This is a genomic window from Enterobacter sp. SA187 (assembly GCF_001888805.2).
Taxonomy (GTDB): Bacteria; Pseudomonadota; Gammaproteobacteria; order Enterobacterales; family Enterobacteriaceae; genus Enterobacter_D.
On record NZ_CP019113.1, the window covers coordinates 3,403,747 to 3,430,075 of the forward strand.

The following is a 26,329-nucleotide window of genomic DNA, read 5'->3' on the forward strand; positions in this document are numbered from 1 at the left end:
CGCGATGTGGACAGTATAGTGATGAAAATAGGTTTGCCGAGTTCCTGAATAATCCCGTAAACTAGCCGCGACGTTAACTATATGTAAACAGGAAGCTATTTATGTCACAACTCGTTCATTTTCAGGGCAATCCGGTCGCTGTTGCCGGCACCATTCCCCAGGCTGGCAGCAAAGCGCCGGCATTCACGCTGGTGGCAAAAGATTTAACGGATGTCACGCTGGGCCAGTTCGCGGGCAAACGCAAAGTACTGAATGTCTTCCCGAGCATTGATACCGGCGTCTGCGCCGCGTCCGTGCGCAAATTCAACCAGCTCGCCACCGAGATGAAAGACACCGTTGTGCTGTGCATCTCTGCGGATCTGCCGTTCGCCCATTCCCGTTTTTGCGGCGCGGAAGGTCTGAGCAACGTCATCACCCTTTCCACCCTGCGTAATGCAGAGTTCCTGGAAAACTACGGTATCGGCATCACCGAAGGCGCACTGAAAGGCCTGGCGGCCCGTGCAGTTGTGGTGATCGACGAGAACGACACCGTGCTGTTCAGCGAGCTGGTGAACGAAATCACCAACGAACCGAATTACGACGCCGCGCTGGCTGCGCTGAAAGCGTAATTTCAGGTTAGTTCGCCCGGCGGCGCAGGCTTGCCGGGCTTATCCATTACACCCGGCACTCATTTCCCGCTTACTCCTCGCCCTTCTTCTGGCTTAAGCCGTATTCCCGCAGCTTATTGGCAATCGCCGTATGGGATACGCCAAGGCGTTTCGCCAGTTTGCGCGTGCTCGGATAGCTCCGGTAGAGCTGCGTCAGCACTGAACGCTCAAAGCGGCTGGTGATGTCATCCAGCGAGCCTTCCATCGCCTCTTCGCCCACGGCCAGGCTACCGGCGTCATAATCGGGCAGCAAAATATCCTGCGACCGTAATTCATAGCCTTCCAGTTGCGTCAGCGCGCGATAAATGGCGTTTTTAAGCTGACGAACGTTGCCCGGCCAGCCATAGCGCATCAGCACTGTATTCAGCTCAGCGGACAGTTTCGGGCGCGGCACGCCCTGCTCATCGGCAAAACGCGCCACGAAAAGTTCGGTCAACGGCATGATATCCTGCGGACGATCGCGCAGCGGCGGCAGATTGAGCGTCAGCACGTTCAGACGATAATAGAGATCTTCCCGGAACAACCCTTTCTGCACCAGTTCCACGAGGTTTTTCTGCGTCGCGCAAATTACCCGCACATCCACATGCACCTCATGATCTTCCCCGACGCGGCGGAACGTGCCGTCGTTAAGGAAGCGCAGCAGTTTGACCTGCATGCGCGGCGACATTTCGCCGATCTCATCCAGCAGCACCGAGCCGCCGTTTGCCTGCTCGAAGAAGCCTTTTTTGCCTTCCGGCGCGTGACCAAAGAGTTCGCTTTCCACCGCATCCTCCGGAATGGAGGCGCAGTTTAAGGCCAGATAAGGCTTAGCAGCGCGCGGGCTGGCAAGATGACAGGCGTGCGCCAGCAAATCTTTGCCGGTACCGGTATCGCCGACGATCAGCAGCGGCGCGGTAAGCATCGCCAGTTTGCGGGCCTGATCCACCACCTGACGCATTTTCGGGCTGACGGCGACGATCTGGCTGAAGGCGCTGACGTCCTGGGTGGTCATATTTTGCAGCTGGCGGCCCATACGGATGGTCGAACGCAGCATCACCACCGCGCCGGTCAGCACCGGCGTCCCCGCTTCGCCTTCCAGATGCACCGGGGTGATTTCCATCAGGAAATTTTGCCCGTTGATCACCACATGTTCGTTGTGGGACGCCTGCGGATTCCCCTCCAGCCAGCGCTGGAAGTTAAAACCAGGGATAAGTTGCATCGCGGTATGGTTGCGCAGCTTTGCCTGCTCAAGCGCGAACAGCTGGCAACTGGCCGGGTTCGCCAGCTCCACTTTGCATTTCATATCGACCGAGAGCACTGGCTCCGGCAGCGCTTCCAGTAAGGCGCTGAGCGCCAGATGTTCACGCTCCGACGGCATCCACAGTACGGTGCGCACGTCGGTGACGCCCGCGATACGGCGGATCTCCGCCATCAGGCTGCTGAAGGTGGTGAACTCCAGTTCAGCAAAATTAAGGTAGATGCGACCGATAGGGTCGATTTCGATACCGCGCAGATCTATGCCGCGTAATACCAGCAGATCGAGCAGCTCGCGGGCCAGACCAAGGCGGTCTTCACAAAACACTTCCAGACGCATGAGGGCTTCACCCTGAATAGTTAACGTATGATGAAATGATAAGCCACTTATTGGCTGGCAGGAAGCTGTCTGTCAACAAATATTGACAGCCTGACGGAAAAACAGGCACTCAGGCGTAAAGTTATAGGTTCAGGGCATGTTCTGCGTCAGCTCACGGGCCAGCGCGAGGAAGGCCGCCAGCCCCGCCGAGGGATGACGCCGTCCAGGATAATAGAGACACAATCCGGGAAACGGCGGCGTCCACTCCTCCAGCAGGCGCACCAGCCGTCCGGCGCGCAGGTCATCAATAATGTCCTGTTCCAGAAAGAAGCCGATGCCGACATCCTGCAATACCGCCGCCCGCACCAGCGAGGCCTCGTCCAGCGTTAGCGGCCCGCGCACCTCCGGCAGCACGACCTCGCCCTGCTTTTCCAGATGCCAGCGATACAGAGATCCATCGGGTAAACGTACCCGAATACAGGAGTGCGCCAGTAAATCCATGGGTTTGAGGGGACGGGGATGTCGGGCCAGATAGGCGGGGGACGCCACCACCGCAAAGCGCTGCGGTTGCCCCAGCGAGACGGCAATCATATCAGCGGGGATCAAATCGGCGACGCGCACGCCAATATCAAAGCCTTCCGCCACAATGTCGACGAGTTTGCCTTCGGTGACCAGATCCACATGCATCTCCGGAAAGCGGCGCAAAAACTCCAGCACAATGTTGTTGAGCAGCGTACGGGCGGCAAAGGGCGGCGCGTTAATGCGCAACACGCCCGTCGGGGTTTCCCGCCGGGAGCGCACCGCGTCCAGCGCGTCATGCACGCCCTGCAATGACGGTCCCATGCGCTCAATAAAAAGATGCCCGGCATCGGTCAGCGCCACGCTGCGGGTAGTGCGATTAAACAGCCGCACACCAAGAGTGGCCTCGAATTTTGCCACCATATGACTCAGTGCCGTGGTGGATACGCCCAGTTCAATAGCCGCCGCCCGGAATGTTCCCCGGCGGGCAATAGCCATCACTGCGTCCAGATCTGACAGTGCAATACGTGACATTATCCCGCTCCTTTCATCACGGCATCCCGGTTTGTCCCGATTGTTTAAATTATAAAGCCTTCTTAAAGTGAACGGACACACTACAGGAGAAAAACGTATGCATGATTTTCTGGCACTGACTGACAAACGCGTCCTGATCACCTCTGGCACTAAAGGCGCAGGCGCGGCTACCGTAGCGCTGTTTCGCGAGCTGGGCGCGCAGGTGATGACCTGCGCCCGCCATCATCCGGACGACCAGGCGAGCGATCTGTTTGTCGCCGCCGATCTCACCACCGAAGCGGGCTGCGCCCGGCTGGCAGAGGCGGTGCAGCAACGGCTGGGGGGCGTGGACGTCATCGTGCATATGCTGGGCGGCTCCTCATCGCCAGCCGGAGGGTTTGCAGCGCTTGACGACGCGCAATGGCAGCGGGAGCTGGCGCTCAATCTTTTCCCTGCCGTCCGGCTGGATCGTCTGCTGGCGCCGGGCATGGTGAGTCAGGGCAGCGGTGTGATCGTTCATGTTTCGTCTATTCAGCGCACATTGCCATTACCGGAGGCCACCACCGCTTACGCCGCTGCGAAAGCTGCGCTGTCTGTCTACAGCAAAAGTTTGTCCAAAGAGATATCGCCGAAAGGCGTGCGGGTAGTGAGCGTGTCGCCGGGGTGGATTGAAACCGAAGCTGCTGTACGTCTGGCGGAACGGCTGGCAATGCAGGCAGGAACTGATTATGACGGCGGTAAAAAAATCATTATGGATGCGCTGGGGGGTATTCCGCTGGGACGTCCGACGCGGCCGGGGGAAGTCGCGAGCCTGATTGCGTTCCTGGCCTCCGATCGCGCCGCCGCCATTAACGGCACCGAGTACGTTATTGACGGCGGCACCATCCCGACGGCGTAAATCAGGCCGCCGTTTTCCCCTTTTGCAGCGTCTCTTTCATCTGGCTGATTAACTGGCGGCGGAAATCGCCAAGGCGCGGTTTGTCATCGTCGATCCACGGTAGCGGGCGGCACAGTTCCATCGCTTTAATACCCAGACGCGCCGTGAGTAACCCCGCGCCGATCCCCTGCGCGGCACGGGCGGAAAGCCGCGCCGCCAGATCCTGCGACACCCAGTCCATGCCAACTTCCCGCACCAGTTCACTGGCCCCGGCGAAGGCGATATTCAACAGCACCAGGCGGAACAGGCGCAGACGGCTGTAATACCCCAGCTCAATGCCGTACAGCCGTGCGATGCGGTTGATCAGCCGGATATTGCGCCAGGCGATAAACGCCATGTCCACCAGCGCCAGCGGGCTGACGGCGATCATCAGGGTGGATTCCGCCGCCGAGCGGCTGATCTCCCGCCGCGCCTGGGCATCAAGCACCGGCTGCACCAGATGGGCATACAGGGTGACGATCTCGCGATCGCTCTGGGTTTCATGAATGGCGGCGTACCAGCGCTGGAGCGCCGGATGGGATTTATCAATGCCCGCCTGCTGCGCCAGTTTTTCGCAGAAAGCCCGGCCCCTGCCCGCGCCGTGGCTGTGCAGCAGATCGCGCGCTTCATCCCGCTCCTGCGCCCGCTCGCGCAGCCGCCACAGCCGATGCCATTCAGTGGCCACCGATCCGACGCCGGCACCGATAATCAGCGCGCCGGCGGCACAGCCGCCGAGCGACACCCAGTCCTGCGTCTGCCAGGCATGCATTGTCCACTGTACGCCCTGGCCGACCACGCTTGCGCCGAACAGCGCCAGACCGGCCATTACCATTTTACGCCACAGGCTGCGGCGCGGACGCAGCGCCGCGTCGATCACCGCTTCCGGTTTGTCATCCACGAGTAGCGTGTCATCGGTGACGGCTGGGGCGAAATTATCGGCTTCCGGCCCGGCAAACGTCTGCGCGGTTTTGAACGTCTCAGCCTGCTCTGATTCCAGCGGACCGGCAAAGTCGATGCGCGGTTTTAAAGGTTCATTCATCGCAGTTTATCTCCTATTAAAAACTCCAGCGCCGCATCCAGACGGATATGCGGCAGCGGTTTGTCCACATCCATGACCTGCGGGCGAAACGCCTCAAACTGAAAGCCCTGCTTTTCCCAGAACGCCTGTCCCGGCAGCCGCGCCGGGACTTCGCCGGGATAGACCGTCAGCGGCGCGCCATCGCTTAACCGGTTGCCGCGCAGGGCGGGAATTTTCTCGCCCTTGACGTCAATCAGCCCGCTTTGCGTCGCCTGTACGGCGGCAAGCCCCATGCAGTCCATGCTGATGCCTTCAAAGGCGGCGTTTTGCCAGGCGTCCTGGATCAGCTGCTGCAACAGCGACACCATATTGGCGTGCTGGTCGAGGGTCACATGGTCGGCTTTGGTGGCGGCGAACAGGAGTTTGTCGATCACCGGCGAGAACAGACGGCGGAACAGCGTGCGCTGTCCGTAATGAAAACTCTGCATTAACTGCGTGAGCGCGAGGCGCATATCGTTAAACGCCTGCGGCCCGCTGTTCAGCGGTTGCAGACAGTCGACCAGCACGATTTGCCGGTCAAAGCGCAGGAAGTAATTTTTATAAAATCCTTTAACCACTTTTTCGCAGTAGTAGTTGAAGCGCTCGCGCAGCATACCGGCGTTGGTGCTTTTATCCGCCTGCGCCAGTTTCGCTTCGCCGCTGGCGTCCACGTCCGGCCACGGAAAGAATTGCAGCGCGGGGGCACCCGCCATATCGCCGGGCAGCACAAAACGTCCCGGCTGAATAAAATGCAGCCCTTGCTGTTTGCACTGGTGCAGATAGTCGGTCCAGGCGGCGGCGATTTCCGCCAGGCGGTTTTCATCGGCGGGCGCCAGCGGATCGAGACCGTCGCACAGTTGCCGCCAGCGGGCAGACCACTCTTTTCTGTGACCCTGTAACAAACCGGTCATTTGTCGCGACCAGGTCAGGTAATCCTGCGCCAGCATCGGCAGATCCAGCAGCCATTCCCCCGGATAATCGACGATTTCCAGATACAGCGTGGACGTGTCTTTAAAATGGCGCAGCAGGGAGTCATTAGAACGATAGCGCAGCGCAAGGCGCATCTCACTGACACCGCGCGTCGGCGTCGGCCAGTCCGGCGGCGTGCCGTAAAGCTGGGAGATGCCTTCATCATAGGTGAAGCGCTGAATGCCAAAATCCCGCTGCGGCACCCGTTTCACGCCAAGCAGCCGTTCTTCACGCACGGCGCTGAGCAGCGGCAGACGCGCGCCGTTGTGAACATTTAACAGCTGATTGACCATAGCGGTTATAAAAGCGGTTTTCCCGCTGCGGCTAAGACCGGTAACCGCCAGCCGCAAATGGCGATCCACGCCGCGATTTACCAGAGCACTGAATTCTTTTTTTATTCTGTTCATAAGCATCCAGGTTGCATGAGGGATCCAGAACGTACAGATCAGAAGGTTTCACTACATGAGAGGCAGTATGCCATTAAAAACGGGGGAATTGAGAGGTCGGGATGAAAGGCTTCACCCCGACAAAAGCCGTCAACGAACGGGTTTAACAGGTTTGTTGTTAAAACGGGCGGAAACTTTGCGCGCCATGCGTGACAGCAAAGGTTCCAGCACCAGCGCCAACAACATTTTTGCCGGACGACGGGCAACGGATTTCACCGCCCACCCTGCCACACCGGCCGGACCGTAACGCAGCGCTGTCAACAGCACCAGTTTTCCGGCGATTTTCAGACCGGGTTTCATTTTTTGTCCTGCCTGTTGCCAATTACGCGCCATCAGAAACCTCATTCGTTAAACAGTTAATTATAGCTGGCGAAAACGGCTGCGCAGGGAGAAGGTGTCAGAGGTGACATAGCGCTCCATGTCGCGCAGACGCTTCTCGCCCGCGGCCAGCTCGGCATCGACCGCATCCAGCAATTCGCCGCTGGTGGGCACCGCCTCGCCGTCGGCCAGATTATCCGGCATCGGGTCAAGCATGAATGTCATGATGATGTAGGCCACCACCACAAAGAAAAACAGCCCGAAAAACATCGCCAGCACGGTGATCAGGCGAACCAGTTTGACCGGCACGTCGAAGTAGTGCGCCACGCCGGCGCAGACCCCTTTCACCATGCCCTGCTGCGGCATACGCCAGAGCTTTTTATTCAGATCTAATCCAGCCATCAGCGATCCCTCCAGTTCGGATGTTCAGCATCCAGGATAGATTCCAGCGCCTGGATACGTTCGCGCATACGTTGTGCGTCGGCATTCAACTGCGCCAGGCGTTGCTGTTCGCTTTGCGACAGCGCGTTGCGGGACGACCGGTTGTTGTAATGCAGCCACAGCCAGATGGGCAGCACGAACAAAATAAACAGCGTCAGGGGAATAGCCAGAAACAGCGCGCTCATGTGTACTCCTTACAGGTGAGGTGAAGGCGCGCTCAGGCGCCTTGTCATTATTATTGAAGATCCTGCTTCATTTTCGCTTTCAGCTGTTCCAGCTGCTCGCTGATGGCGTCGTCGGCTTTCAGTTCCGCAAACTCCTGATCCAGCGATTTCTGCTTACCGAAAGCATGGCTTTCCGCCTCGGCTTCCATATGGTCGATACGACGCTCGAAAGATTCAAAACGCGCCATCGCTTCGTCGATTTTGCCGCTGTCGAGCTGACGGCGCACATCACGGGACGAGCTGGCCGCCTGGTGGCGCAGCGTCAGCGCCTGCTGGCGGGCGCGGGTTTCGCTGAGTTTGTTCTCAAGCTCGCCGATCTCTTTCTTCATGCGCACCAGCGTATCATCCACCAGCGTCACTTCATGTTCGAGGGTGGCGATCACGTCAGTTAATTTCTGTTTTTCGATCAGCGCCGCACGGGCCAGATCGTCTTTTTCTTTACGCAGCGCCAGTTCCGCTTTTTCCTGCCACTCTGCCTGCTGGGCGGTGGCCTGTTCAATACGGCGTGACAGCTGTTTCTTTTCAGCCAGCGCACGGGCTGAGGTGGAGCGTACTTCGACCAGCGTGTCCTCCATTTCCTGGATCATCAGACGCACTAATTTTTGCGGGTCTTCAGCCTTCTCAAGCAGTGAGTTGATGTTGGCGTTCACGATGTCGGCGAAACGAGAAAAAATACCCATAATTCAGTCCTCATATTTTCTGTTATCGGGCCAGGCCCTGCTGATTGAGTAATACAATTCCCGTGCCAGCTTTTTATGTTAATGATAATAAAGGAAATGATTAATTTTACCGCAGCGGTGAAATGGGTTAGAGTGGTGAAATACACCAACCAGTGGCGAATTTCATCATGGCGGAATACAGAGATAATCTTCTTGGCGAAGCAAACAGCTTTATCGATGTGCTGGAGCAGGTTTCCCGTCTGGCGCCGCTGAATAAACCGGTGTTGATCATCGGCGAGCGCGGTACCGGCAAGGAGCTGATAGCCAACCGCCTGCACTTTCTCTCTTCCCGCTGGGACGGGCCCTTTATTTCGCTTAACTGCGCCGCGCTGAATGAAAATCTGCTGGATACCGAGCTGTTCGGCCATGAAGCCGGGGCTTTTACCGGCGCGCAGAAACGCCATCCGGGACGCTTTGAACGCGCCGACGGCGGCACGCTGTTTCTCGATGAGCTGGCGACCGCGCCAATGCTGGTGCAGGAAAAACTGCTGCGCGTGATCGAATACGGCGAGCTGGAGCGCGTCGGCGGCAGCCGTCCGTTACAGGTGAACGTGCGGCTGGTGTGTGCCACTAACGCCGATTTACCGCAGATGGTGGAGAATGAAACCTTCCGCGCCGACCTGCTCGACCGGCTGGCCTTTGATGTGGTGCAGTTGCCGCCGCTGCGCGAACGGCAAAGCGACATCATGCTGATGGCCGATCACTTTGCCATTCAGATGTGCCGCGAGCTGGGGCTGCCGCTGTTTCCGGGCTTTACCGAACGCGCCCGCGACACGCTGCTGGGCTACCGCTGGCCGGGGAATATTCGTGAACTGAAAAACGTTGTCGAGCGCTCGGTGTACCGCCACGGCAGCAGCGATACGCCCCTTGACGAGATAATTATCGATCCCTTTCACCGCGCCCCGTCGCCGGTCAGGTCAACGACGGATAGCGAAGCGCTGCCCGCCCTGCCGCTGGATCTGCGGCAGTTTCAGCAATCCCAGGAGAAAGCGCTGCTGGAAAGCAGCCTGCAACAGGCGAAATTTAATCAGAAACGCGCGGCGGAACTGCTGGGACTGACTTACCACCAGCTGCGCGCGCTGCTGAAAAAGCACGCGCTGTAAGGGCTATTTTTTATTCATCATCGCTTTCAGATCGGCGAAAGGATTATATTTCGCCTCGCCGACATCTTTCTGCGCATCTTCCCCGGCGATCACCGTTGAGCCGTACTGATCCGCCTCGGTGTATTTCGAGTGCTCATGATCGTGGCAATACAGGCACAACAGCTCCCAGTTGCTGCCGTCCGGCGGGTTATTGGTATGATCGTGATCGATATGGTGCACCGTTAACTCACGCAAGTTTGAGTAGACAAATTCGCGTGAGCACCGGCCGCACACCCACGGATAGATTTTTAACGCACGTTCCCGGTAATCCACTTCCAGGCGGGCATAGTTCTTCGGAATAATAGCCATCGCGGCAATCCTTTTGGTCACAGAGATAGACCACCATAATATCAGGCGGGGGCGTGTTTGCGGCAAATATCCCGCACAAACTCCCGCAGCCAGCGATGACCGGCATCGGCTTCCATACGGGGATGCCACATCTGGGAAATGGTGATCGGGCGGGTTTCTACCGGCAGCGTAAAGGTATGCAGCCTTGCCGCCTGCTGATGGATCAGAAAAGAGGCCGGCACCAGCGCCACCAGATCGGACGCCTGGGCCACCGCCACCGCCGCCGGAAAGCCGGGCACGACGGCTGCGATATGGCGTTCCAGGCCAAGCGCCGCCAGCGCTTCATCCACCGGCCCGCCCGCCTTGCCGCGCCGTGACGCCACCACGTGGCCGTGGGCGATATACTCTTCCACGCTGACTTCCGGCATCGCGGCCAGCGGATGCCCGTGTCTGACCACGCCGACAAAACGATCGCGGAACAGCGCCTGAATGCGGATCTCCGGTCCCATATCACCAAGCACGCCGATTTCCAGATCAATCTGCCCTTCCCGCAGCGGCGCGGCGTTTTTCGCAAGCTTAGGCGCAAAGCACAATCGTACCTGCGGGGCCTGTTGTGCGGCGGCGACAATCAGTTTTGGCCCGAACGCCTCCACAAAGCCGTCGTTAGCCCGCAGGGTAAAGGTGCGGCGGTAAGTGGTTAAATCGAGCTTCTCCGCCGCCGGACGCAGCACGGCCAGCGCATCAAACACCGTCTGCCGGGTGCGCTCGCGCACCGCACCGGCATAGGGCGTCAGCACCATATGGCGTCCGGCGCGCACCAGCAGCGGATCGCCGGTCACCGTCCGCAGGCGGCTGAGGGTGCGGCTCATCGCAGATTCACTGAGGCCAAGCCGCCGGGCCGCCCCCGCCACGCTGGCTTCCGCCAGCAGCGCATCAAGGGCGATCAGCAAGTTCAGATCCGGTTGGTTCATGTCAGCCTTTCCTTATTTCCCCGCTCATCAATCGCACTATAACAGGCGTCCGGTGCAGGTTATAACTGCAATTGCTGCGTCTTCCGCCGGGTGTGGTACGCCGGTAGGCTGTCAGCAGATGACAATGCGCTTAACAAGGTGAATATGATGGAACTCTTTTCTGACAAAGCGGGCGACGAAGGCTTACCCGGACGCCCGCGTGCGCTGGCAATGGCGGCGGTGATGACCTCCACCACCATGGCGGTGTTTGACGGATCAATGGTGAATATCGCCCTGCCGCAGATCGCCGCTGCGCTTAAGGTTGCTGCCCCGGCGGCGGTGTGGGTGGCGAACGGTTATTTGCTGGCGGCGGCGATGACGCTGGCGATTTTCGCCGCGCTGGCGAACCGCTTTGGTTTTCGTCTGCTGTTTGCCTGTGGGCTTGGCCTGTTTACGGTGGCCTCGCTGGGATGCACCCTGTCCTCCTCCCTGACGGCGCTGACCAGCTGGCGTATTGTGCAGGGGATCGGCGGGGCCGCGACCCTGAGCATCGCGCCTGCGATCCTGCGCTCCATCTTTCCCGACCGGCTGCTCGGCCGCATTCTTGGGCTGCATGCGTTGCTCATCGCCGCCAGCACCGCGCTGGCCCCGCTGCTTGGCGGCACGCTGCTGGCGACGCTGAGCTGGCGCTGGCTGTTTGCCGTTAATCTGCCGCTCGGCGTGATGGCCCTGGCGTTAACCCTGCGAACGATCCCCGGCAAAAAAGCGCCGCAGCGCGAACCCTTTGACGCCGCGGGCGCGCTGCTGTCGGCGATAATGCTCGGCGCGCTGATCATGACCGCCAGCACCTTTGCCCGGCCGGAGAAAGACGACGGTATGCTGATAACCGCCCTGGCATACGGACTGCTCGCCATTGTCGCAGGCGTGCTGTTCGTCTGGCGGCAACAGCGGGCGCCAAAACCGCTGCTGCCGCTGGCGATGTTCTCATCAATGCGTTTTTCTCTGGCGGCGCTCACCTCGCTGGCGTCTTTTGTCAGCCAGGGGATGACCTTTGTCGCGCTGCCGTTTTTATTCCAGAGCCTCTATGGTTACAGCGCCTTTGAATCGGCGCTGCTGTTTACCCCCTGGCCGCTGGGCATCATTCTGGCCGCGCCGCACGCCGGACGTTTTGCAGATCGCCATTCCCCCGCGCTGATCTCCACCGTCGGGCTGTGCGTGTTTGCCGCAGGACTGGTCCTGCTGGCGCTGTTGTCGGATCACGCCCCGATGTGGGACATCGGCGTGCGCAGTTTTGTGTGTGGCCTGGGATTTGGCTGTTTTCAGAGCCCGAACAACCGGGAAATGCTGGCGAACGTCTCGCGGGAGAACAGCGGCTATGCCTCAGGCGTACTGGCGATAGTGCGTACCTTCGGACAATGTATGGGCGCGGCGCTGGTCGGCGTGCTGCTGTCGCTGTCCGGTGATGCGCTGGCGGTACACCTGAGTTTGTGGGTGGCGGCGATGGCGACGGCAGTGGCGCTGCTGTTCAGCGTCAGCCGCCTGCGAAAGTGACGCGTTTGATGACTTTTCCGCCAGTTATCCGCAGACATTTTTACGCGGCGGCGTTAAGTGCGATACACTTTGCAGATCAGTCTTAAAACCAAAGAAATTATGCGCCTAATTTTATCGTCTCTGCTGATGAGCGCCGGTCTGTTAAGCGGACTGGCGCAGGGCGAGCCTGTGCCGCCCGCCGCCCGCGATATTCGTGACAGCGGCTTTGTGTACTGCGTGAACGGTCAGGTGAACACCTTTAACCCGCAAAAAGCCAGCAGCGGCCTGATTGTCGATACCCTCGCCGCCCAGCTGTACGATCGCCTGCTGGATGTCGATCCTTACACCTACCGGCTGGTGCCGGAGCTGGCGGAAAGCTGGGAAGTGCTGGACAACGGCGCAACTTACCGTTTTCGTCTGCGCAACGACGTGTCCTTCCAGACCACCGCGTGGTTTAAACCCACCCGTAAGCTGAATGCGGACGATGTGACCTTTACCTTCCAGCGTATTTTCGACCGCAAACATCCGTGGCATAACATTAACGGCAGCAGCTTCCCCTATTTCGACAGCCTGCAATTCGCCGATACCGTGGAGAGCGTGCGCAAAATCGACAACCGCACCGTGGAGTTTCGTCTGCGCCAGCCGGATGCGTCTTTCCTCTGGCATCTGGCGACCCATTACGCGTCGGTGATGTCGGCAGAGTACGCCGCGGATCTGGCGAAGAACGACCATCAGGAGCTACTGGATCGTCAGCCGGTCGGCACCGGCCCGTTCCAGCTCGGCGATTACCGCGCCGGGCAGTATATTCGGTTACAACGTCACGAACGATTCTGGCGTGGCACGCCGCTGATGCCGCAGGTGGTGGTCGATCTCGGCTCCGGCGGCACCGGACGGTTATCCAAACTGCTGACCGGCGAATGCGATGTGCTGGCCTGGCCCGCCGCCAGCCAGCTTACCAGCCTGCGCGACGATCCGCGTCTGCGCCTGACGCTGCGCCCCGGCATGAACATCGCTTATCTGGCGTTTAATACCGACAAGCCGCCGCTGAATAATCCGCAGGTGCGCCACGCGCTGGCGCTGGCGATTAATAATCAGCGGCTGATGCAGTCTATTTACTATGGCACCGCCGAAACCGCTGCGTCGATTTTGCCCCGCGCCTCCTGGGCCTATGATAACGAAGCGAAAATTACCGAATACAATCCCGATGAAGCGCGCGCACGGCTTAAAGCGCTGGGACTGGAAAACATGACCCTTGAGCTGTGGGTGCCGACCAGCTCCCAGGCCTGGAACCCCAGCCCCCTGAAAACGGCGGAGCTGATCCAGGCGGATATGGCGCAGGTGGGCGTAACGGTGAAGATCGTGCCGGTAGAGGGCCGTTTTCAGGAAGCGCGCCTGATGGACATGAATCATGATCTCACCCTTTCCGGCTGGTCAACGGACAGTAACGATCCGGACAGTTTCTTCCGTCCGCTGTTGAGCTGCGCGGCGATCGAATCGCAGACCAACTTCGCCCACTGGTGCCACCGTGAATTCGATAACGTGTTGCAAAAAGCCCTGCGTTCGCAGCAGCTGGCGTCGCGCATTGAGGCTTACGACGAGGCGCAAACCATTCTCGCCCGTGAACTGCCGGTGCTGCCGCTGGCCTCATCGCTGCGTTTGCAGGCCTATCGGTACGATATGAAAGGCCTGGTGTTGAGTCCCTTTGGTAACGCCTCTTTTGCGGGCGTGTCGCGTGAAAAAGAGCATTCTGAGGATAAACAGCCATGATCATTTTTACGCTGCGGCGCATACTTCTGCTGATGGTCACGCTGTTTTTGCTGACCTTTGTCGCCTTCAGCCTGAGCTATTTTACGCCCCATGCGCCGCTGTCAGGGGCGTCGCTGTGGAACGCCTGGGCGTTCTGGTTTAACGGCGTGCTGCACTGGGACTTCGGCGTCTCCAGCATTAACGGCCAGCTGATTTCCGAACAGTTAAAAGATGTGTTTCCGGCCACCATGGAGCTGTGCATTCTGGCCTTCACCTTTGCGCTGGTGCTCGGCATTCCCGTCGGTATGCTGGCGGGAATTTCGCGCAATAAATGGCAGGATAAATTTATCAGCGCGCTGGCGCTGCTCGGCTTTTCCATTCCGGTGTTCTGGCTGGCGCTGCTGCTGACGCTGTTTTTCTCGCTCACCCTTGGCTGGCTGCCGGTGTCCGGACGCTTTGATCTGCTGTATGAAGTGAAAACCGTGACCGGCTTTGCCATTATCGACGCCTGGCTGTCGGATTCGCCCTGGCGCGATGAGATGATCGTGAGCGCCCTGCGCCATATGGTGCTGCCAGTGCTGACGCTGGCGGTGGCTCCGACCACAGAAGTGATCCGCCTGATGCGCATCAGCACCATCGATGTGTTTGAGCAGAATTATATTAAAGCCGCGGCCACGCGCGGCGTGTCGCGGCTGACGATTTTGCGCCGCCATGTGCTGCACAACGCCCTGCCGCCAGTGATCCCGCGTCTCGGTTTGCAGTTCTCCACTATGCTGACGCTGGCGATGATCACTGAAATGGTGTTCAGCTGGCCGGGGCTGGGACGCTGGATGATCAACGCTATCCGCCAGCAGGATTACGCGGCGATTTCCGCAGGCGTAATGGTGATTGGCGCACTGGTGATCATCGTGAACGTGATTTCTGACATTGTGGGCGCGCTGGCGAACCCCTTGAAACATAAGGAATGGTATGCCCTCCGATAACGTCTACAGCGAAAAGCGCGCCCCCGGCGCGCTGCGCAACGTCTGGCGCAAATTTTACAGCGATACCGCCGCGATGGTCGGTCTGTACGGCTGCGCAGGTCTGATGCTGCTGTGCCTGTTTGGCGCCTGGTTTGCGCCTTATGGCATCGATCAGCAGTTCCTGGGCTATCAGCTGCTGCCGCCGTCCTGGTCGCGCTACGGTGAAGTGTCGTTTTTCCTTGGCACTGACGATCTGGGGCGTGATGTATTGAGCCGTCTGCTCAGCGGCGCGGCCCCGACGGTGGGCGGCGCGTTTCTGGTGACCCTCGCGGCAACCCTGTGCGGGCTGGTGCTGGGCGTGGTCGCCGGAGCGACGCACGGGCTACGCTCGGCGGTACTGAATCATATTCTGGATACGCTGCTGTCGATCCCTTCGCTGCTGCTGGCAATCATTGTGGTAGCCTTTTCCGGCCCACACCTCAGCCACGCGATGTTTGCCGTCTGGCTGGCGCTGCTACCGCGCATGGTGCGCTCGGTCTACAGTCTGGTGCATGATGAGCTGGAAAAAGAGTATGTGGTTGCCGCCCGTCTGGATGGCGCGACGACAATGAACATTTTGTGGTTCGCCGTGCTGCCGAATATGACCGCCGGGCTGGTGACGGAAATTACCCGCGCCCTGTCGATGGCCATTCTGGATATTGCGGCGCTGGGCTTTCTCGATCTGGGGGCGCAACTGCCCTCCCCGGAATGGGGCGCAATGCTTGGCGACGCGCTGGAGCTGATTTATGTCGCGCCCTGGACAGTAATGCTGCCGGGCGTGGCGATCATGCTGAGCGTCTTGCTGGTTAACCTGCTGGGCGACGGGATCCGTCGTGCGGTCAATGCGGGGGTGGAATAATGCCGTTACTCGATATTCGTAATCTGACCATTGAGGTCAAAATTGGCGAGCAGTGGGTTCGCGCCGTTGACCGGGTGAGCATTACGCTGGCCGAAGGGGAGATCCGCGGGCTGGTGGGCGAATCCGGCTCCGGCAAAAGCCTGGTCGCGAAGGCGATTTGCGGCGTCAACAAAGATAACTGGCGCGTCACCGCCGACCGTATGCGTTTTGACGACATCGATCTGATGCGCCTCTCCGTGCGCGAGCGGCGTAAGCTGCTCGGCCATAACGTGTCGATGATCTTCCAGGAGCCGCAGTCCTGTCTCGATCCTTCCGAGCGCGTCGGCAAACAGCTAATGCAGAATATCTCCGGCTGGACCTATAAAGGCCGCTGGTGGCAGCGTTTCGGCTGGCGCAAACGCCGCGCCATCGAGCTGCTGCACCGGGTGGGCATTAAAGATCATAAAGACGCGATGCGCAGCTTCCCCTACGAGCTGACCGAAGGCGAGTGCCAGAAAGTGATGATCGCCATTGCGCTGGCCAACCAGCCGCGTCTGCTGATCGCCGATGAGCCGACCAACGCCATGGAGCCAACCACCCAGGCGCAGATTTTCCGCCTGCTGTCCCGGCTTAATCAGAACAATAACACCACCATTTTGTTGATCAGCCATGACCTGCAAATGCTGAGCCAGTGGGCCGATCGCATTAACGTGATGTACTGCGGCCAGACGGTGGAAACCGCGCCGAGCGAGGATTTGATCAGCACGCCGCATCATCCTTATACCCAGGCGCTGATCCGCGCCATTCCGGATTTTGGCAGCCCGATGCCGCACAAAAGCCGTCTAAACACCCTGCCGGGAGCCATTCCGTTGCTTGAACAGTTACCGATAGGCTGCCGTCTGGGGCCGCGCTGCCCCTATGCGCAGCGCAAATGTATCGATACGCCGCGTCTCGCGGGGCCTAAAAACCATCTTTTCGCCTGTCATTTTCCCCTGAATATGGAGCGCGAATAAGATGCCGGAAACGCTGCTTGAAGTGCATAACCTGAGCAAAACCTTCCGCTACCGCACCGGCTGGTTCCGCCGTCAGACGCTGGAGGCGGTAAAACCGCTCAGCTTTACCCTGCGCGAGAAACAGACGCTGGCGATTATTGGCGAGAACGGCTCCGGCAAATCGACGCTGGCAAAAATGCTGGTGGGCATGACCGAGCCGACCACCGGCGAGCTGCGCATCAACGATCATCCTCTGCACTATGGCGATTACTCGTTCCGCAGCCAGCGCATCCGTATGATTTTTCAGGATCCCTCCACCTCGCTGAATCCGCGTTCGCGCGTTTCGCAGATCCTCGATTTTCCGCTGCGGCTGAACACCGATCTGACGCCGGAAGCGCGCCGCAAGCGCATCGCCGAAACGCTGCGCATGGTCGGGCTGCTGCCGGATCACGTCAGCTACTATCCCCACATGCTGGCCCCCGGCCAGAAACAGCGTCTGGGGCTGGCGCGCGCGCTGATCCTGCGTCCGCAGGTCATTATTGCCGATGAAGCGCTGGCCTCGCTGGACATGTCGATGCGCTCGCAGCTGATTAATCTGATGCTGGAGTTACAGGAAAAACAGGGTATTTCATATATTTATGTTACCCAGCATATCGGCATGATGAAGCATATCAGCGACCAGGTGCTGGTAATGCACCAGGGTGAAGTGGTGGAGCGCGGCAGCACCGCCGACGTGCTGGCGTCGCCGCTGCATGAGCTGACCCGGCGCTTGATTGCCGGGCATTTTGGCGAAGCCTTAACCGCTGACGCCTGGCGTAAAGATGTCTGACCTGTGGCGCAGCAGCGTACCGCGGGAAAAATAACGTGACAGATCCCATTGTCAGTGGGATATAATTTACCGTTAGTGTTGAATAATTGTGACTTAATAATCGTAACCTGATGATTATTAAGTCATAAAATGAGCAGAAACTATAAGGATTCAAAACTATGGGTTTTCTTACCGGTAAACGCATTCTGATTACTGGCGTTGCCAGTAAACTCTCCATTGCCTGGGGTATCGCACAGGCAATGCATCGCGAAGGCGCAGAGCTGGCCTTTACCTACCAGAACGACAAGCTGAAAAGCCGTGTCGAAGGGTTCGCCGCTGACCTGGGCTCCAGCCTGGTGCTTCCGTGCGACGTAGCGGAAGATGAGAGCATCGAAGCGCTGTTTACCGAACTGGCTAAAAGCTGGCCGAAATTCGACGGTTTCGTACACTCCATCGGTTTCGCACCGGGCGATCAGCTGGATGGCGACTACGTGAACGCCGTAACCCGTGATGGTTTTAAAATCGCGCACGACATCAGCTCCTACAGCTTTGTGGCCATGGCAAAAGCCTGTCGCGCAATGCTGAACCCGAACTCCGCCCTGCTGACCCTCTCCTACCTGGGCGCAGAGCGCGCTATCCCGAACTACAACGTGATGGGTCTGGCAAAAGCGTCTCTGGAAGCGAACGTGCGTTACATGGCGAACGCTATGGGCCCGGAAGGCGTGCGCGTAAACGCCATCTCTGCCGGTCCGATCCGCACCCTGGCGGCGTCTGGTATTAAAGACTTCCGTAAAATGCTGGCTCATTGCGAAGCGGTCACCCCGATCCGTCGCACTGTGACCATCGAAGATGTGGGCAACAGCGCCGCTTTCCTGTGCTCTGACCTCTCCGGCGGTATTTCGGGTGAAGTGGTTCACGTTGACGGCGGCTTCAGCATCGCCGCGATGAACGAGCTGGAACTGAAATAATCCCCCTGACGCCCCTTCCGCCCGGAGGGGGTGTTTTCCCCGTTATGCCTTTCTGATCTTTGTTATCACCCAACAATATTTCATCCTCCTTCCCGCTTACGCCAGGATAATGCTGCGAAAAAGATCCGGCGCATCCTGATGTCACGTCTCCGGATCGTCACTTTCAGATCAAGGAACGCTCATGGAACAACGCCGTTTTTCCGGCAAAGGTCACTGGTATCATGAAACCCAGTCGAGTACCGGCCAGACTCCCGCGCTACCATTAGTTCCCGAAGCCGCCACCGTTAACGACCGCTTTTTGCTGGATTTACCGCTGACGAACGACATGCTTGCCGCCTGTGACTCCTGGCTACGCCCGGCACGCAATCTGTGCGCCCGTCTGTTTCCGCAGCAGGTAGCCGTGAGCCGCCTGCGCACCTTTACCGCTTACGACCGCCTCAGCACGGCGCTGACCGCAGCCCAGGTGTATGGCGTCCAGCGGCTGTGCAATCACTATGCCGCACGCCTCGCGCCGCTCAATGGCCCGGATCCCTCACGGGAAAGTAACCGCCGTCTGGCGCAAATCACCCAGTACGCCCGGCAGCTCGCCAGCTCGCCGGAGGTGATTGATAACCGCGCCCGGCAGCAGCTTGATGAGGTTGGCCTGACCTGCGACGACATTATTTTGATGGATCAGATCATCGGCTTTATCGGTTTTCAGGCGCGCGTGGTCGCCGCGTTTCAGGCGATGCAGGGCATGCCGGTGCGCTGGCTGCCAGGCATGGAAATGCAGGCCTGGGCTGATGCAGAACGCTTTAGCGCCGGGGCTGACGGCTGGTCCGCGGCCTTCAGCGGCGTAGAACTGCGCCGCGCCAGCGCAAGCCAGCTGGAAGCCCATGCGCAATGGCAGACGCAGCCGGAGCTGCGCGTGCTGGCGGCGTCGCTGGCCCATGAGCATGTTGTGCTTAATGAACTCGGCGCGATCCTGGAAAGCGGCTTACGGGCTGAACTCCCCCCGGCGGTAGTGCAGCTGGTGGCGCAACTGACCGCGCGCATTAACGGCAGCGTGGACTGTTTTGCGGCCAGCGCGCAACGCGATGAGACGCTGCGCACCGCGTTGCAGGACGGTGAGCAGGCGCTGCTGGCATGGAGTCAGGACGACGCACAAACGCGGGCGGTTATTGTCGCCGTACAACTGCTGACCCGGGCGGCGGATCGCTTTAGCGCCGCGCAGTTTATTCCGCTTACTGAGCAGGGTTTTACCACCCATCAGGCGTTCTCGCTGCTGGCGTGGAGCGGGTTATGCGGCTGGTTGAACCGTCTGAAAATCGCGCTGGGTGAGCGCCAGTAACGCGAAAGAGCGCTTGCTGCGCCCCCCGTATTCGCGTAAAACTGTCAGCCGCTCTTTTGGCCACGAAAATACAAAATTATGTTCCAGGACAACCCGCTGCTTGCTCAGCTAAAACAGCAATTACATTCTAAGACGCCTCGCGCGGAAGGCGTCGTCAAAGCCACGGAAAAAGGCTTTGGTTTCCTCGAAGTTGATGCGCAGAAAAGCTATTTCATTCCGCCGCCGCAGATGAAAAAAGTGATGCATGGCGACCGTATTATCGCGGTGATCCATAGCGAAAAAGAACGTGAATCCGCCGAGCCGGAGGAACTGGTTGAACCTTTCCTGTCGCGCTTCGTCGGTAAAGTGCAGAAAAAAGACGATCGTCTGTCCATCGTCCCTGACCATCCCCTGCTGAAAGACGCCATCCAGTGCCGACCGGCGCGCGGTGTCGAGCACAATTTTGCCGATGGCGACTGGGCGGTTGCAGAAATGCGCCGTCACCCGCTGAAAGGCGATCGCGGCTTTTATGCAGAACTGACCCAGTTTATTACCTTCGGCGACGATCATTTCGTGCCGTGGTGGGTGACCCTTGCCCGTCACAATCTGGAAAAAGAAGCGCCGAACGGCGTCGCTACCGAAATGCTGGACGAGGGCCTTGAGCGTGTCGATCTGACCGCCCTGGATTTCGTCACCATTGACAGCGCCAGCACCGAAGATATGGATGATGCCCTGTACGCCGAAGAGCTGGCGGATGGCCGCCTGCAACTGACGGTGGCCATTGCCGATCCGACAGCGTGGATAGCCCAGGACAGCAAGCTGGACAACATCGCTAAAGTTCGTGCTTTCACTAACTATCTGCCGGGCTTTAACATCCCGATGCTGCCGCGCGAGCTTTCTGACGATCTCTGTTCACTGCGTCCGCAGACCCTGCGCCCGGCGCTGGCCTGCCGCATGACCATCAGCGCTGACGGCACTATCGAAGACAATATTGAATTCTTCGCCGCTACCATCGAGTCGAAAGCCAAGCTGGTGTACGACGAGATCTCTGACTGGCTGGAAGGCAAAGATGGCTGGACGCCGCCGACGGATGCCATCGCCGCGCAGATCCGTCTGCTGCATCGTATCTGCCTTGCCCGCGCTGAATGGCGCACCACCCATGCGCTGGTGTTTAAAGACCGTCCGGATTACCGCTTTGTGCTGGGCGAAAAAGGCGAAGTGCTGGACATCGTTGCCGAGCCGCGCCGCATCGCTAACCGCATTGTTGAAGAGTCGATGATTGCCGCCAACATCTGTGCCGCCCGCGTGCTGCGCGATAAGCTCGGTTTCGGCATCTACAACGTACATTTAGGGTTCGATCCGGCTAATGGCGAAGCGCTGGCGGCCCTGCTCAGCACCCACGGTCTGCATGTGGATGCCGAAGAAGTGCTGACGCTGAACGGCTTCTGCAAGCTGCGTCGTGAACTGGACGCACAGCCGTCTGGTTTCCTCGACAGCCGCATTCGCCGCTTCCAGTCTTACGCGGAAATCAGCACCGAGCCAGGCCCGCACTTTGGCCTCGGTCTTGAGGCCTATGCCACCTGGACGTCACCGATCCGTAAGTACGGCGATATGATCAACCATCGTCTGCTGAAAGCGATCATCAAAAATGAAACCATCGCCCGTCCGCAGGACGATACCACGGTGCAGATGACCGAACGCCGTCGCCTTAACCGTATGGCGGAGCGCGATGTCGGCGACTGGCTGTATGCCCGTTTCCTGAAAGACAAAGCCGGAACCGATACGCGCTTTGCCGCAGAGATCATCGACATCAGCCGTGGCGGGATGCGCGTCCGTCTGGTGGATAATGGCGCGGTGGCCTTTATTCCCGCCCCGTTCATCCATGCGGTGCGCGACGAAATGGTATGCAGCCAGGAAAGCGGTACCGTGCAGATCAAAGGCGAGACGGTGTATAAAGTCACTGATGTGATTGATGTGACCATCGCCGAGGTGCGTATGGAAACCCGTAGCGTGATCGCCCGACCTGTGGCATAAAAGCCGAACGGTATATAAACCGGTCTCGCTGTTCTGGCGAGACCGTTACTCTCTCCTGACGTCTGCCGCGCTACGTCAAAATTCCGGATTTTTTCCCCCACATTTGGCTAAAAACAGCCACACTTAGTTATGCACTTTTACGCATGAAAAGTCGTTCAGAACAAGAGTTTAGCAATAGATATGCAATTTGTTAGCCACGCTTTATTATAAGAATGCGAATGGAAAACAGTAAGTTCAACCTGCTCCTGTGGAGAGTCAGTGTGAAAACTTCACCGTTATAAGGTTCTGTTGCGCTTTGGGTGGAATGGGAGACTGCATGAAAGACGATGTGGAGCAAAATTTGCTGTTTCGTTACCTTGGGACCACCAGCCCTTTCTGGCGTCTCACCGCTGACAGCAACGCACTTCATCTTGCCGCGAGTGAAACCGCAGACATCAGCCAGGTGTTTGCGCTGAGCGATCATCAGGCGGATACGATCCGTGAAATGACGGTGATTACCACCAGTTTGACCATGACCATTTCCATGTTTGGCGATGACGTGCCGCTGCATCTGGTGGGCCGCAAGATATCGAAAAAAGAGTGGGCGGGTACGGCGTCTTCCTGGAATGATACTTCCTCCGTAGCCCGTGATTTGGTGCAGGGGTTGTCCTTTGCGGAACAGGTGGTATCCGAAGCCAATTCGGTCATTGTGATCCTTGATCGACACGGCAACATCCAGCGCTTTAACCGGCTATCTGAAGAATATACAGGGATGCGCGAGCAGGAAGTTATCGGGCAGAACGTTTTTAAATTATTTATGAGCCGCAGCGAGGCGCTCGCCTCAAAGCGTAATATCAGCGAGTTTTTCCGCAACGGCAGTTCCTATGAAGTGGAGCGCTGGATCAAGACGCGCAAAGGCCAGCGACTGTTTTTGTTTCGCAATAAATTTGTGCACAGCGGCAGCGGCAAAAACGAAATTTTCCTGATTTGTTCCGGCACCGACATTACCGAAGAGCGCCGGGCTCAGGAGCGGCTGCGCGTACTGGCCAACACCGACACCATTACCGGACTGCCGAACCGCAATGCCATCCATGAACTGATCAGCGATGCCATTGCCTGCCGCGACGATACGCAGGTGGGCATTGTTTATCTCGATCTGGATAATTTTAAAAAGGTGAACGATGCCTACGGGCATATGTTTGGCGATCAGCTGTTACAGGCGGTGTCGCTGGCGATTTTAAGCTGCCTGGAAGAAGGCCAGGTGCTGGCGCGTCTGGGCGGCGATGAGTTTATCGTGCTGGCGACGAATTCGTCGCAGAGTACGCTGGAAGCCATGGCCTCGCGTATTCTGACGCGCCTGCGCCAGCCGTTCCGCATCGGGCTTATCGAAGTCTATACCGGTTGTTCGCTGGGGATTTCCCTTGCGCCGCAGCACGGCAACGATCGCGAGAGCGTGATCCGCAACGCGGATACCGCGATGTATACTGCCAAAGAGAGCGGCCGCGGTAAGTTCTGCGTCTTCTCACCAGAAATGAATCAGCGGGTATTTGAATACCTGTGGCTGGATACCAATCTGCGTAAGGCGCTGGAGAACGATCAGCTGCTGATCCACTATCAGCCGAAAATGACCTGGCGCGGCGAGATCCGCAGCCTGGAGGCGCTGGTGCGCTGGCAGTCGCCGGAGCGCGGCTTAATTGGCCCCATGGAGTTTATCTCTTATGCCGAGGAGTCCGGGCTGATTGTGCCGCTGGGACGTTGGGTCATGCTCAACGTGGTGCAGCAGGTGGCGAAGTGGCGCGACAAGGGCATTCATTTGCGCGTGGCGGTGAACGTTTCGGCCCGTCAGCTGGCGGATCAGACTATTTTCAGCGATCTGAAACAGGCGCTGAGCGATCTCAATTTTGAATATTGTCCGATCGACGTTGAGTTAACGGAAAGCTGCCTGATTGAAAACGAGGAGCTGGCGCTGTCAGTGATCCAGCAGTTCAGCGCGCTGGGGGCGCAGGTGCATCTGGATGATTTCGGTACCGGCTATTCGTCGCTGTCGCAGCTGGCGCGCTTCCCGCTGGATGCCATTAAGCTCGATCAGTCCTTTGTGCGTGATGTGCATAAGCAGCCAATTTCCCAATCGCTGGTACGGGCCATTGTCGCTGTGGCTCAGGCGCTTAATTTGCAGGTGATTGCGGAAGGAGTGGAAAGCGCCAAAGAAGACGCCTTTCTCACGAAGAATGGCGTCAATGAACGGCAGGGTTTTCTCTTTGCTAAGCCCATGCCCGCAGCCGTATTCGAGCGATGGTATAAACGTTATCTGACGCGCAAAGCGCGTTAGCTGGCTTTACTCAGACTGGCGACATGCCGGTTTTGTAACTGCACCAGACGTTCCATGTAGGCGATGTCTTTGGGTTGCAGGCAGAACGCCGCGTCCACCCAGTCTTCGGTGATGTCCATCAGTTCACTGCGAGGCAACTGTATGACCCGCTGACGCGCGCGCAGCATGGCACGGACGCCATTGAGACGCGGTTGCAGCGTATCGATGAAGGTGCGCACGGCAACCGCCCCCTGCCCCGGTTCAAAGAGTTCATCCACCAGGCCTTTAGGTTCGTACCATTCCGCCGTATGGGATTCGCCTTTATAGATCAACTCCTCGGCCAGCTTCATGCCCGAACGCCGGGCGACCAGCGAATATCCCCCCATGCCAGGAAACAGGTTAAAGGCGATTTCCGGGAAGCCCAGGCGTGCGTCCCGCTGCGCGAGCACAAAATGGTGCGCCAGCGCGGCTTCAAAGCCACCGCCCAGCGCACTGCCTTCCACCATCGCCAGACTGATCGCCCCGGTATCGAAACCGCGTGAAGCGGCGTGCACACAGTCGACACAGGCTCGCGCGTAAGCCCGTAGCGCTTCACGACGGCCATTTTGCAGGCAGTCAACGAAGAAACCCAGATCGCCTCCGGCGTTATAAATACCGGGGACCAGTGAGCCTGTTACCCAAAAATCCACCGCGAACCCCGCCTGCCTGACCAGCCAGGAAATATTCATGATCTCCTCAATCAGTCCGTGATTGAAGCATGGGCGGGGTTGCGCCCGTAACATCATCCAGACCGTGCGACGTTCCTCTTCGTAGTAGCCTGCCAGTTGGGTAAAGCGCTCTGTATCAGTGAACAATTTGCATGATGCATGGTTGGTAACTGTCATGGTCTTTTCCTCATTAATTAAAGCGCATTGCGCGCAGATTTAGACTAATGCAGGAGCAAACCAGGCAGTATGTGCGTAAGCTAATTTATAATTGGTACTTATGCTTTTTTAAGATTTCCTTTTTTCCCTTCTCTTTTTACACTAATTTCTGCATCATTGAATTTATTAACTTTTCGATACAGGGTGACGACATGGCCGACATCGACGCAAAGCAACTGGCAGGACGTATTGATACGGTGCTGGACATTCTGGTGGCGGGTGATTACCACTCCGCCATCCATAATCTGGAAATCCTGAAAGACGAATTACTCGCCCTTGACGCCGCCGGGCAAATATCCCCGCAGGGTGCGCCAAAAACACCCTGGGAAATCTGAATAAGACGCTATGAATTCCCGACAACAAATTATTCTGCAAATGGTCATTGACCAGGGCCGCGTCAGCGTGGCCGAGCTGGCGAAAACAACCGGCGTTTCTGAAGTTACTATCCGTCAGGATCTGAACACCCTGGAGAAGCAAAGTTATCTGCGCCGCACCCATGGCTATGCCGTGCCGCTGGAAAGCGACGATGTGGAAACCCGCATGATGAGTAACTTCACCCTTAAGCGCGAACTGGCCGCCTTTGCCGCGTCGCTGGTGTCTCCCGGTGAAACGGTATTTATCGAAAACGGCAGCAGCAATGCCCTGCTGGCCCGCGCGCTGGCCGATGAGAAAGACATCACTATTATTACCGTCAGCGCCTACATCGCCCATCTGTTAAAAGAGACGGCCTGCGAAGTGATCCTGCTGGGGGGCATTTATCAGAAGAGAAGCGAAAGCATGGTTGGCCCGCTTACGCGCCAGTATGTTCAGCAGGTGCATTTCAGCAAGGCGTTTATTGGCATTGACGGCTGGCAGCCGGAAACAGGCTTTACCGGACGGGATATGATGCGGGCCGATGTAGTCAACGCGGTACTGGAAAAAAGCTGCGAAGCCATTGTGCTCACTGACAGCTCAAAATTCGGCGCGGTACATCCCTATACTTTAGGGCCAATGGGACGATTTAACCGGGTAATTACCGATGAAAAACTGGATGCAGCGCAGCAGGCGCAATTAACGCAATCCGGACTGATTGTCGATATAGTAAAAAAAGCTTCCGCACAATAACTCGCCAGCGCCCGCCATGCGCGGGCTTACCTTTCATCTCTGAGAGTTTTCCGACCTGTCAATTAAGACTATTTACCTGTCTCGTTTA

The 26,329-nt window shown here is 58.2% G+C and carries 26 protein-coding genes; 15 read left to right on the forward strand and 11 right to left on the reverse strand.

The annotated features are described in order from the left end of the window. The first annotated feature begins 101 nt into the window (after window positions 1-101). Window positions 102-608, forward strand: coding sequence for a thiol peroxidase (gene tpx / locus BMF08_RS16285; RefSeq protein WP_072568586.1), 507 nt, complete (start codon window positions 102-104; stop codon window positions 606-608). Between the two features lie 70 nt (window positions 609-678). Here the strand turns inward: tpx and tyrR are convergent, their stop codons facing one another. Together tyrR and BMF08_RS16295 are read right to left on the reverse strand one after the other, a co-directional pair. After that, complete coding sequence (gene tyrR, locus BMF08_RS16290) at window positions 679-2,220, reverse strand: transcriptional regulator TyrR (protein ID WP_072568587.1); 1,542 nt, start codon at window positions 2,218-2,220, stop codon at window positions 679-681. Between the two features lie 129 nt (window positions 2,221-2,349). Further along, the gene (locus BMF08_RS16295; protein ID WP_072568588.1) at window positions 2,350-3,252 is read right to left on the reverse strand and encodes a LysR family transcriptional regulator; all 903 of its coding nucleotides are present in this window, start codon (window positions 3,250-3,252) and stop codon (window positions 2,350-2,352) included. 97 nt (window positions 3,253-3,349) lie between these two features. Here BMF08_RS16295 and BMF08_RS16300 point away from each other — a divergent pair, with 97 nt between their 5' ends. Then, window positions 3,350-4,129, forward strand: coding sequence for an SDR family oxidoreductase (locus BMF08_RS16300; RefSeq protein WP_072568589.1), 780 nt, complete (start codon window positions 3,350-3,352; stop codon window positions 4,127-4,129). Between the two features lies 1 nt (window position 4,130). On the opposite strand, the gene BMF08_RS16305 is transcribed toward BMF08_RS16300, so the two are convergent. The 6 genes from BMF08_RS16305 to pspA all read right to left on the reverse strand — a co-directional run bounded on the left by BMF08_RS16305 (window position 4,131) and on the right by pspA (window position 8,282). Continuing rightward, complete coding sequence (locus BMF08_RS16305) at window positions 4,131-5,186, reverse strand: YcjF family protein (protein ID WP_072568590.1); 1,056 nt, start codon at window positions 5,184-5,186, stop codon at window positions 4,131-4,133. Continuing rightward, window positions 5,183-6,580, reverse strand: a complete 1,398-nt coding sequence (locus BMF08_RS16310; protein ID WP_072568591.1) for a YcjX family protein — start codon at window positions 6,578-6,580, stop codon at window positions 5,183-5,185. The genes BMF08_RS16305 and BMF08_RS16310 overlap by 4 nt, the downstream gene beginning before the upstream one ends. Before the next feature lie 129 nt (window positions 6,581-6,709). Then, window positions 6,710-6,952, reverse strand: coding sequence for a phage shock protein PspD (gene pspD, locus BMF08_RS16315; protein WP_072568592.1), 243 nt, complete (start codon window positions 6,950-6,952; stop codon window positions 6,710-6,712). Between the two features lie 27 nt (window positions 6,953-6,979). Then, on the reverse strand, window positions 6,980-7,339 hold the full coding sequence (gene pspC / locus BMF08_RS16320) for an envelope stress response membrane protein PspC (protein ID WP_072568593.1): 360 nt from the start codon (window positions 7,337-7,339) through the stop codon (window positions 6,980-6,982). Continuing rightward, window positions 7,339-7,563 (reverse strand): envelope stress response membrane protein PspB, encoded by a 225-nt coding sequence (gene pspB / locus BMF08_RS16325; RefSeq protein ID WP_072568594.1) that lies wholly within the window; start codon window positions 7,561-7,563, stop codon window positions 7,339-7,341. The genes pspC and pspB overlap by 1 nt, the downstream gene beginning before the upstream one ends. A gap of 50 nt (window positions 7,564-7,613) precedes the next feature. After that, window positions 7,614-8,282: a phage shock protein PspA gene (pspA, locus tag BMF08_RS16330; RefSeq protein ID WP_072568595.1), complete on the reverse strand. Its 669-nt coding sequence runs from the start codon at window positions 8,280-8,282 to the stop codon at window positions 7,614-7,616. A 152-nt stretch (window positions 8,283-8,434) separates the two neighbouring features. Here pspA and pspF point away from each other — a divergent pair, with 152 nt between their 5' ends. Then, on the forward strand, window positions 8,435-9,424 hold the full coding sequence (pspF, locus tag BMF08_RS16335) for a phage shock protein operon transcriptional activator (RefSeq protein WP_199775928.1): 990 nt from the start codon (window positions 8,435-8,437) through the stop codon (window positions 9,422-9,424). Window positions 9,425-9,427: 3 nt separating this feature from the next. Here the strand turns inward: pspF and yajD are convergent, their stop codons facing one another. Further along, the gene (yajD, locus tag BMF08_RS16340) at window positions 9,428-9,772 is read right to left on the reverse strand and encodes an HNH nuclease YajD (RefSeq protein ID WP_072568597.1); all 345 of its coding nucleotides are present in this window, start codon (window positions 9,770-9,772) and stop codon (window positions 9,428-9,430) included. A 41-nt stretch (window positions 9,773-9,813) separates the two neighbouring features. Then, window positions 9,814-10,722 (reverse strand): LysR family transcriptional regulator, encoded by a 909-nt coding sequence (locus tag BMF08_RS16345; protein WP_072568598.1) that lies wholly within the window; start codon window positions 10,720-10,722, stop codon window positions 9,814-9,816. Between the two features lie 147 nt (window positions 10,723-10,869). Here BMF08_RS16345 and BMF08_RS16350 point away from each other — a divergent pair, with 147 nt between their 5' ends. From BMF08_RS16350 to pdeR, 10 genes are all read left to right on the forward strand, one after another. Beyond that, window positions 10,870-12,252, forward strand: a complete 1,383-nt coding sequence (locus BMF08_RS16350) for an MFS transporter (protein ID WP_072568599.1) — start codon at window positions 10,870-10,872, stop codon at window positions 12,250-12,252. Window positions 12,253-12,351: 99 nt separating this feature from the next. Continuing rightward, window positions 12,352-13,998 (forward strand): ABC transporter substrate-binding protein SapA, encoded by a 1,647-nt coding sequence (gene sapA, locus BMF08_RS16355; RefSeq protein WP_072569455.1) that lies wholly within the window; start codon window positions 12,352-12,354, stop codon window positions 13,996-13,998. Continuing rightward, a complete protein-coding gene (gene sapB / locus BMF08_RS16360) occupies window positions 13,995-14,960 on the forward strand; it encodes a putrescine export ABC transporter permease SapB (RefSeq protein ID WP_072568600.1) in 966 nt (321 codons plus the stop codon). The genes sapA and sapB overlap by 4 nt, the downstream gene beginning before the upstream one ends. Further along, entirely contained in the window at window positions 14,947-15,837 is an 891-nt protein-coding gene (gene sapC / locus BMF08_RS16365; RefSeq protein ID WP_072568601.1) for a putrescine export ABC transporter permease SapC, read from the forward strand. The genes sapB and sapC overlap by 14 nt, the downstream gene beginning before the upstream one ends. Continuing rightward, the gene (gene sapD / locus BMF08_RS16370; protein ID WP_072568602.1) at window positions 15,837-16,829 is read left to right on the forward strand and encodes a putrescine export ABC transporter ATP-binding protein SapD; all 993 of its coding nucleotides are present in this window, start codon (window positions 15,837-15,839) and stop codon (window positions 16,827-16,829) included. The genes sapC and sapD overlap by 1 nt, the downstream gene beginning before the upstream one ends. Window position 16,830: 1 nt before the next feature. Next, a complete protein-coding gene (gene sapF / locus BMF08_RS16375) occupies window positions 16,831-17,637 on the forward strand; it encodes a putrescine export ABC transporter ATP-binding protein SapF (RefSeq protein WP_072568603.1) in 807 nt (268 codons plus the stop codon). Between the two features lie 158 nt (window positions 17,638-17,795). Beyond that, entirely contained in the window at window positions 17,796-18,584 is a 789-nt protein-coding gene (gene fabI, locus BMF08_RS16380) for an enoyl-ACP reductase FabI (protein WP_072568604.1), read from the forward strand. 181 nt (window positions 18,585-18,765) lie between these two features. Next, entirely contained in the window at window positions 18,766-19,914 is a 1,149-nt protein-coding gene (locus tag BMF08_RS16385) for a carboxymuconolactone decarboxylase family protein (RefSeq protein WP_072568605.1), read from the forward strand. A gap of 78 nt (window positions 19,915-19,992) precedes the next feature. Beyond that, window positions 19,993-21,927, forward strand: a complete 1,935-nt coding sequence (locus tag BMF08_RS16390; protein WP_072568606.1) for an exoribonuclease II — start codon at window positions 19,993-19,995, stop codon at window positions 21,925-21,927. A gap of 316 nt (window positions 21,928-22,243) precedes the next feature. Beyond that, on the forward strand, window positions 22,244-24,235 hold the full coding sequence (pdeR, locus tag BMF08_RS16395) for a cyclic di-GMP phosphodiesterase (protein ID WP_072568607.1): 1,992 nt from the start codon (window positions 22,244-22,246) through the stop codon (window positions 24,233-24,235). On the opposite strand, the gene BMF08_RS16400 is transcribed toward pdeR, so the two are convergent. Continuing rightward, window positions 24,232-25,098, reverse strand: coding sequence for a crotonase/enoyl-CoA hydratase family protein (locus BMF08_RS16400; RefSeq protein WP_072568608.1), 867 nt, complete (start codon window positions 25,096-25,098; stop codon window positions 24,232-24,234). The two genes, pdeR and BMF08_RS16400, sit on opposite strands and share 4 nt — an antisense overlap. Before the next feature lie 191 nt (window positions 25,099-25,289). Between BMF08_RS16400 and BMF08_RS16405 the strand changes: the two genes are divergently transcribed. Together BMF08_RS16405 and yciT are read left to right on the forward strand one after the other, a co-directional pair. Then, a complete protein-coding gene (locus tag BMF08_RS16405) occupies window positions 25,290-25,472 on the forward strand; it encodes a YciZ family protein (protein ID WP_072569456.1) in 183 nt (60 codons plus the stop codon). A gap of 10 nt (window positions 25,473-25,482) precedes the next feature. After that, on the forward strand, window positions 25,483-26,241 hold the full coding sequence (yciT, locus tag BMF08_RS16410; RefSeq protein ID WP_072568609.1) for a DNA-binding transcriptional regulator YciT: 759 nt from the start codon (window positions 25,483-25,485) through the stop codon (window positions 26,239-26,241). Window positions 26,242-26,329: the final 88 nt, after the last annotated feature.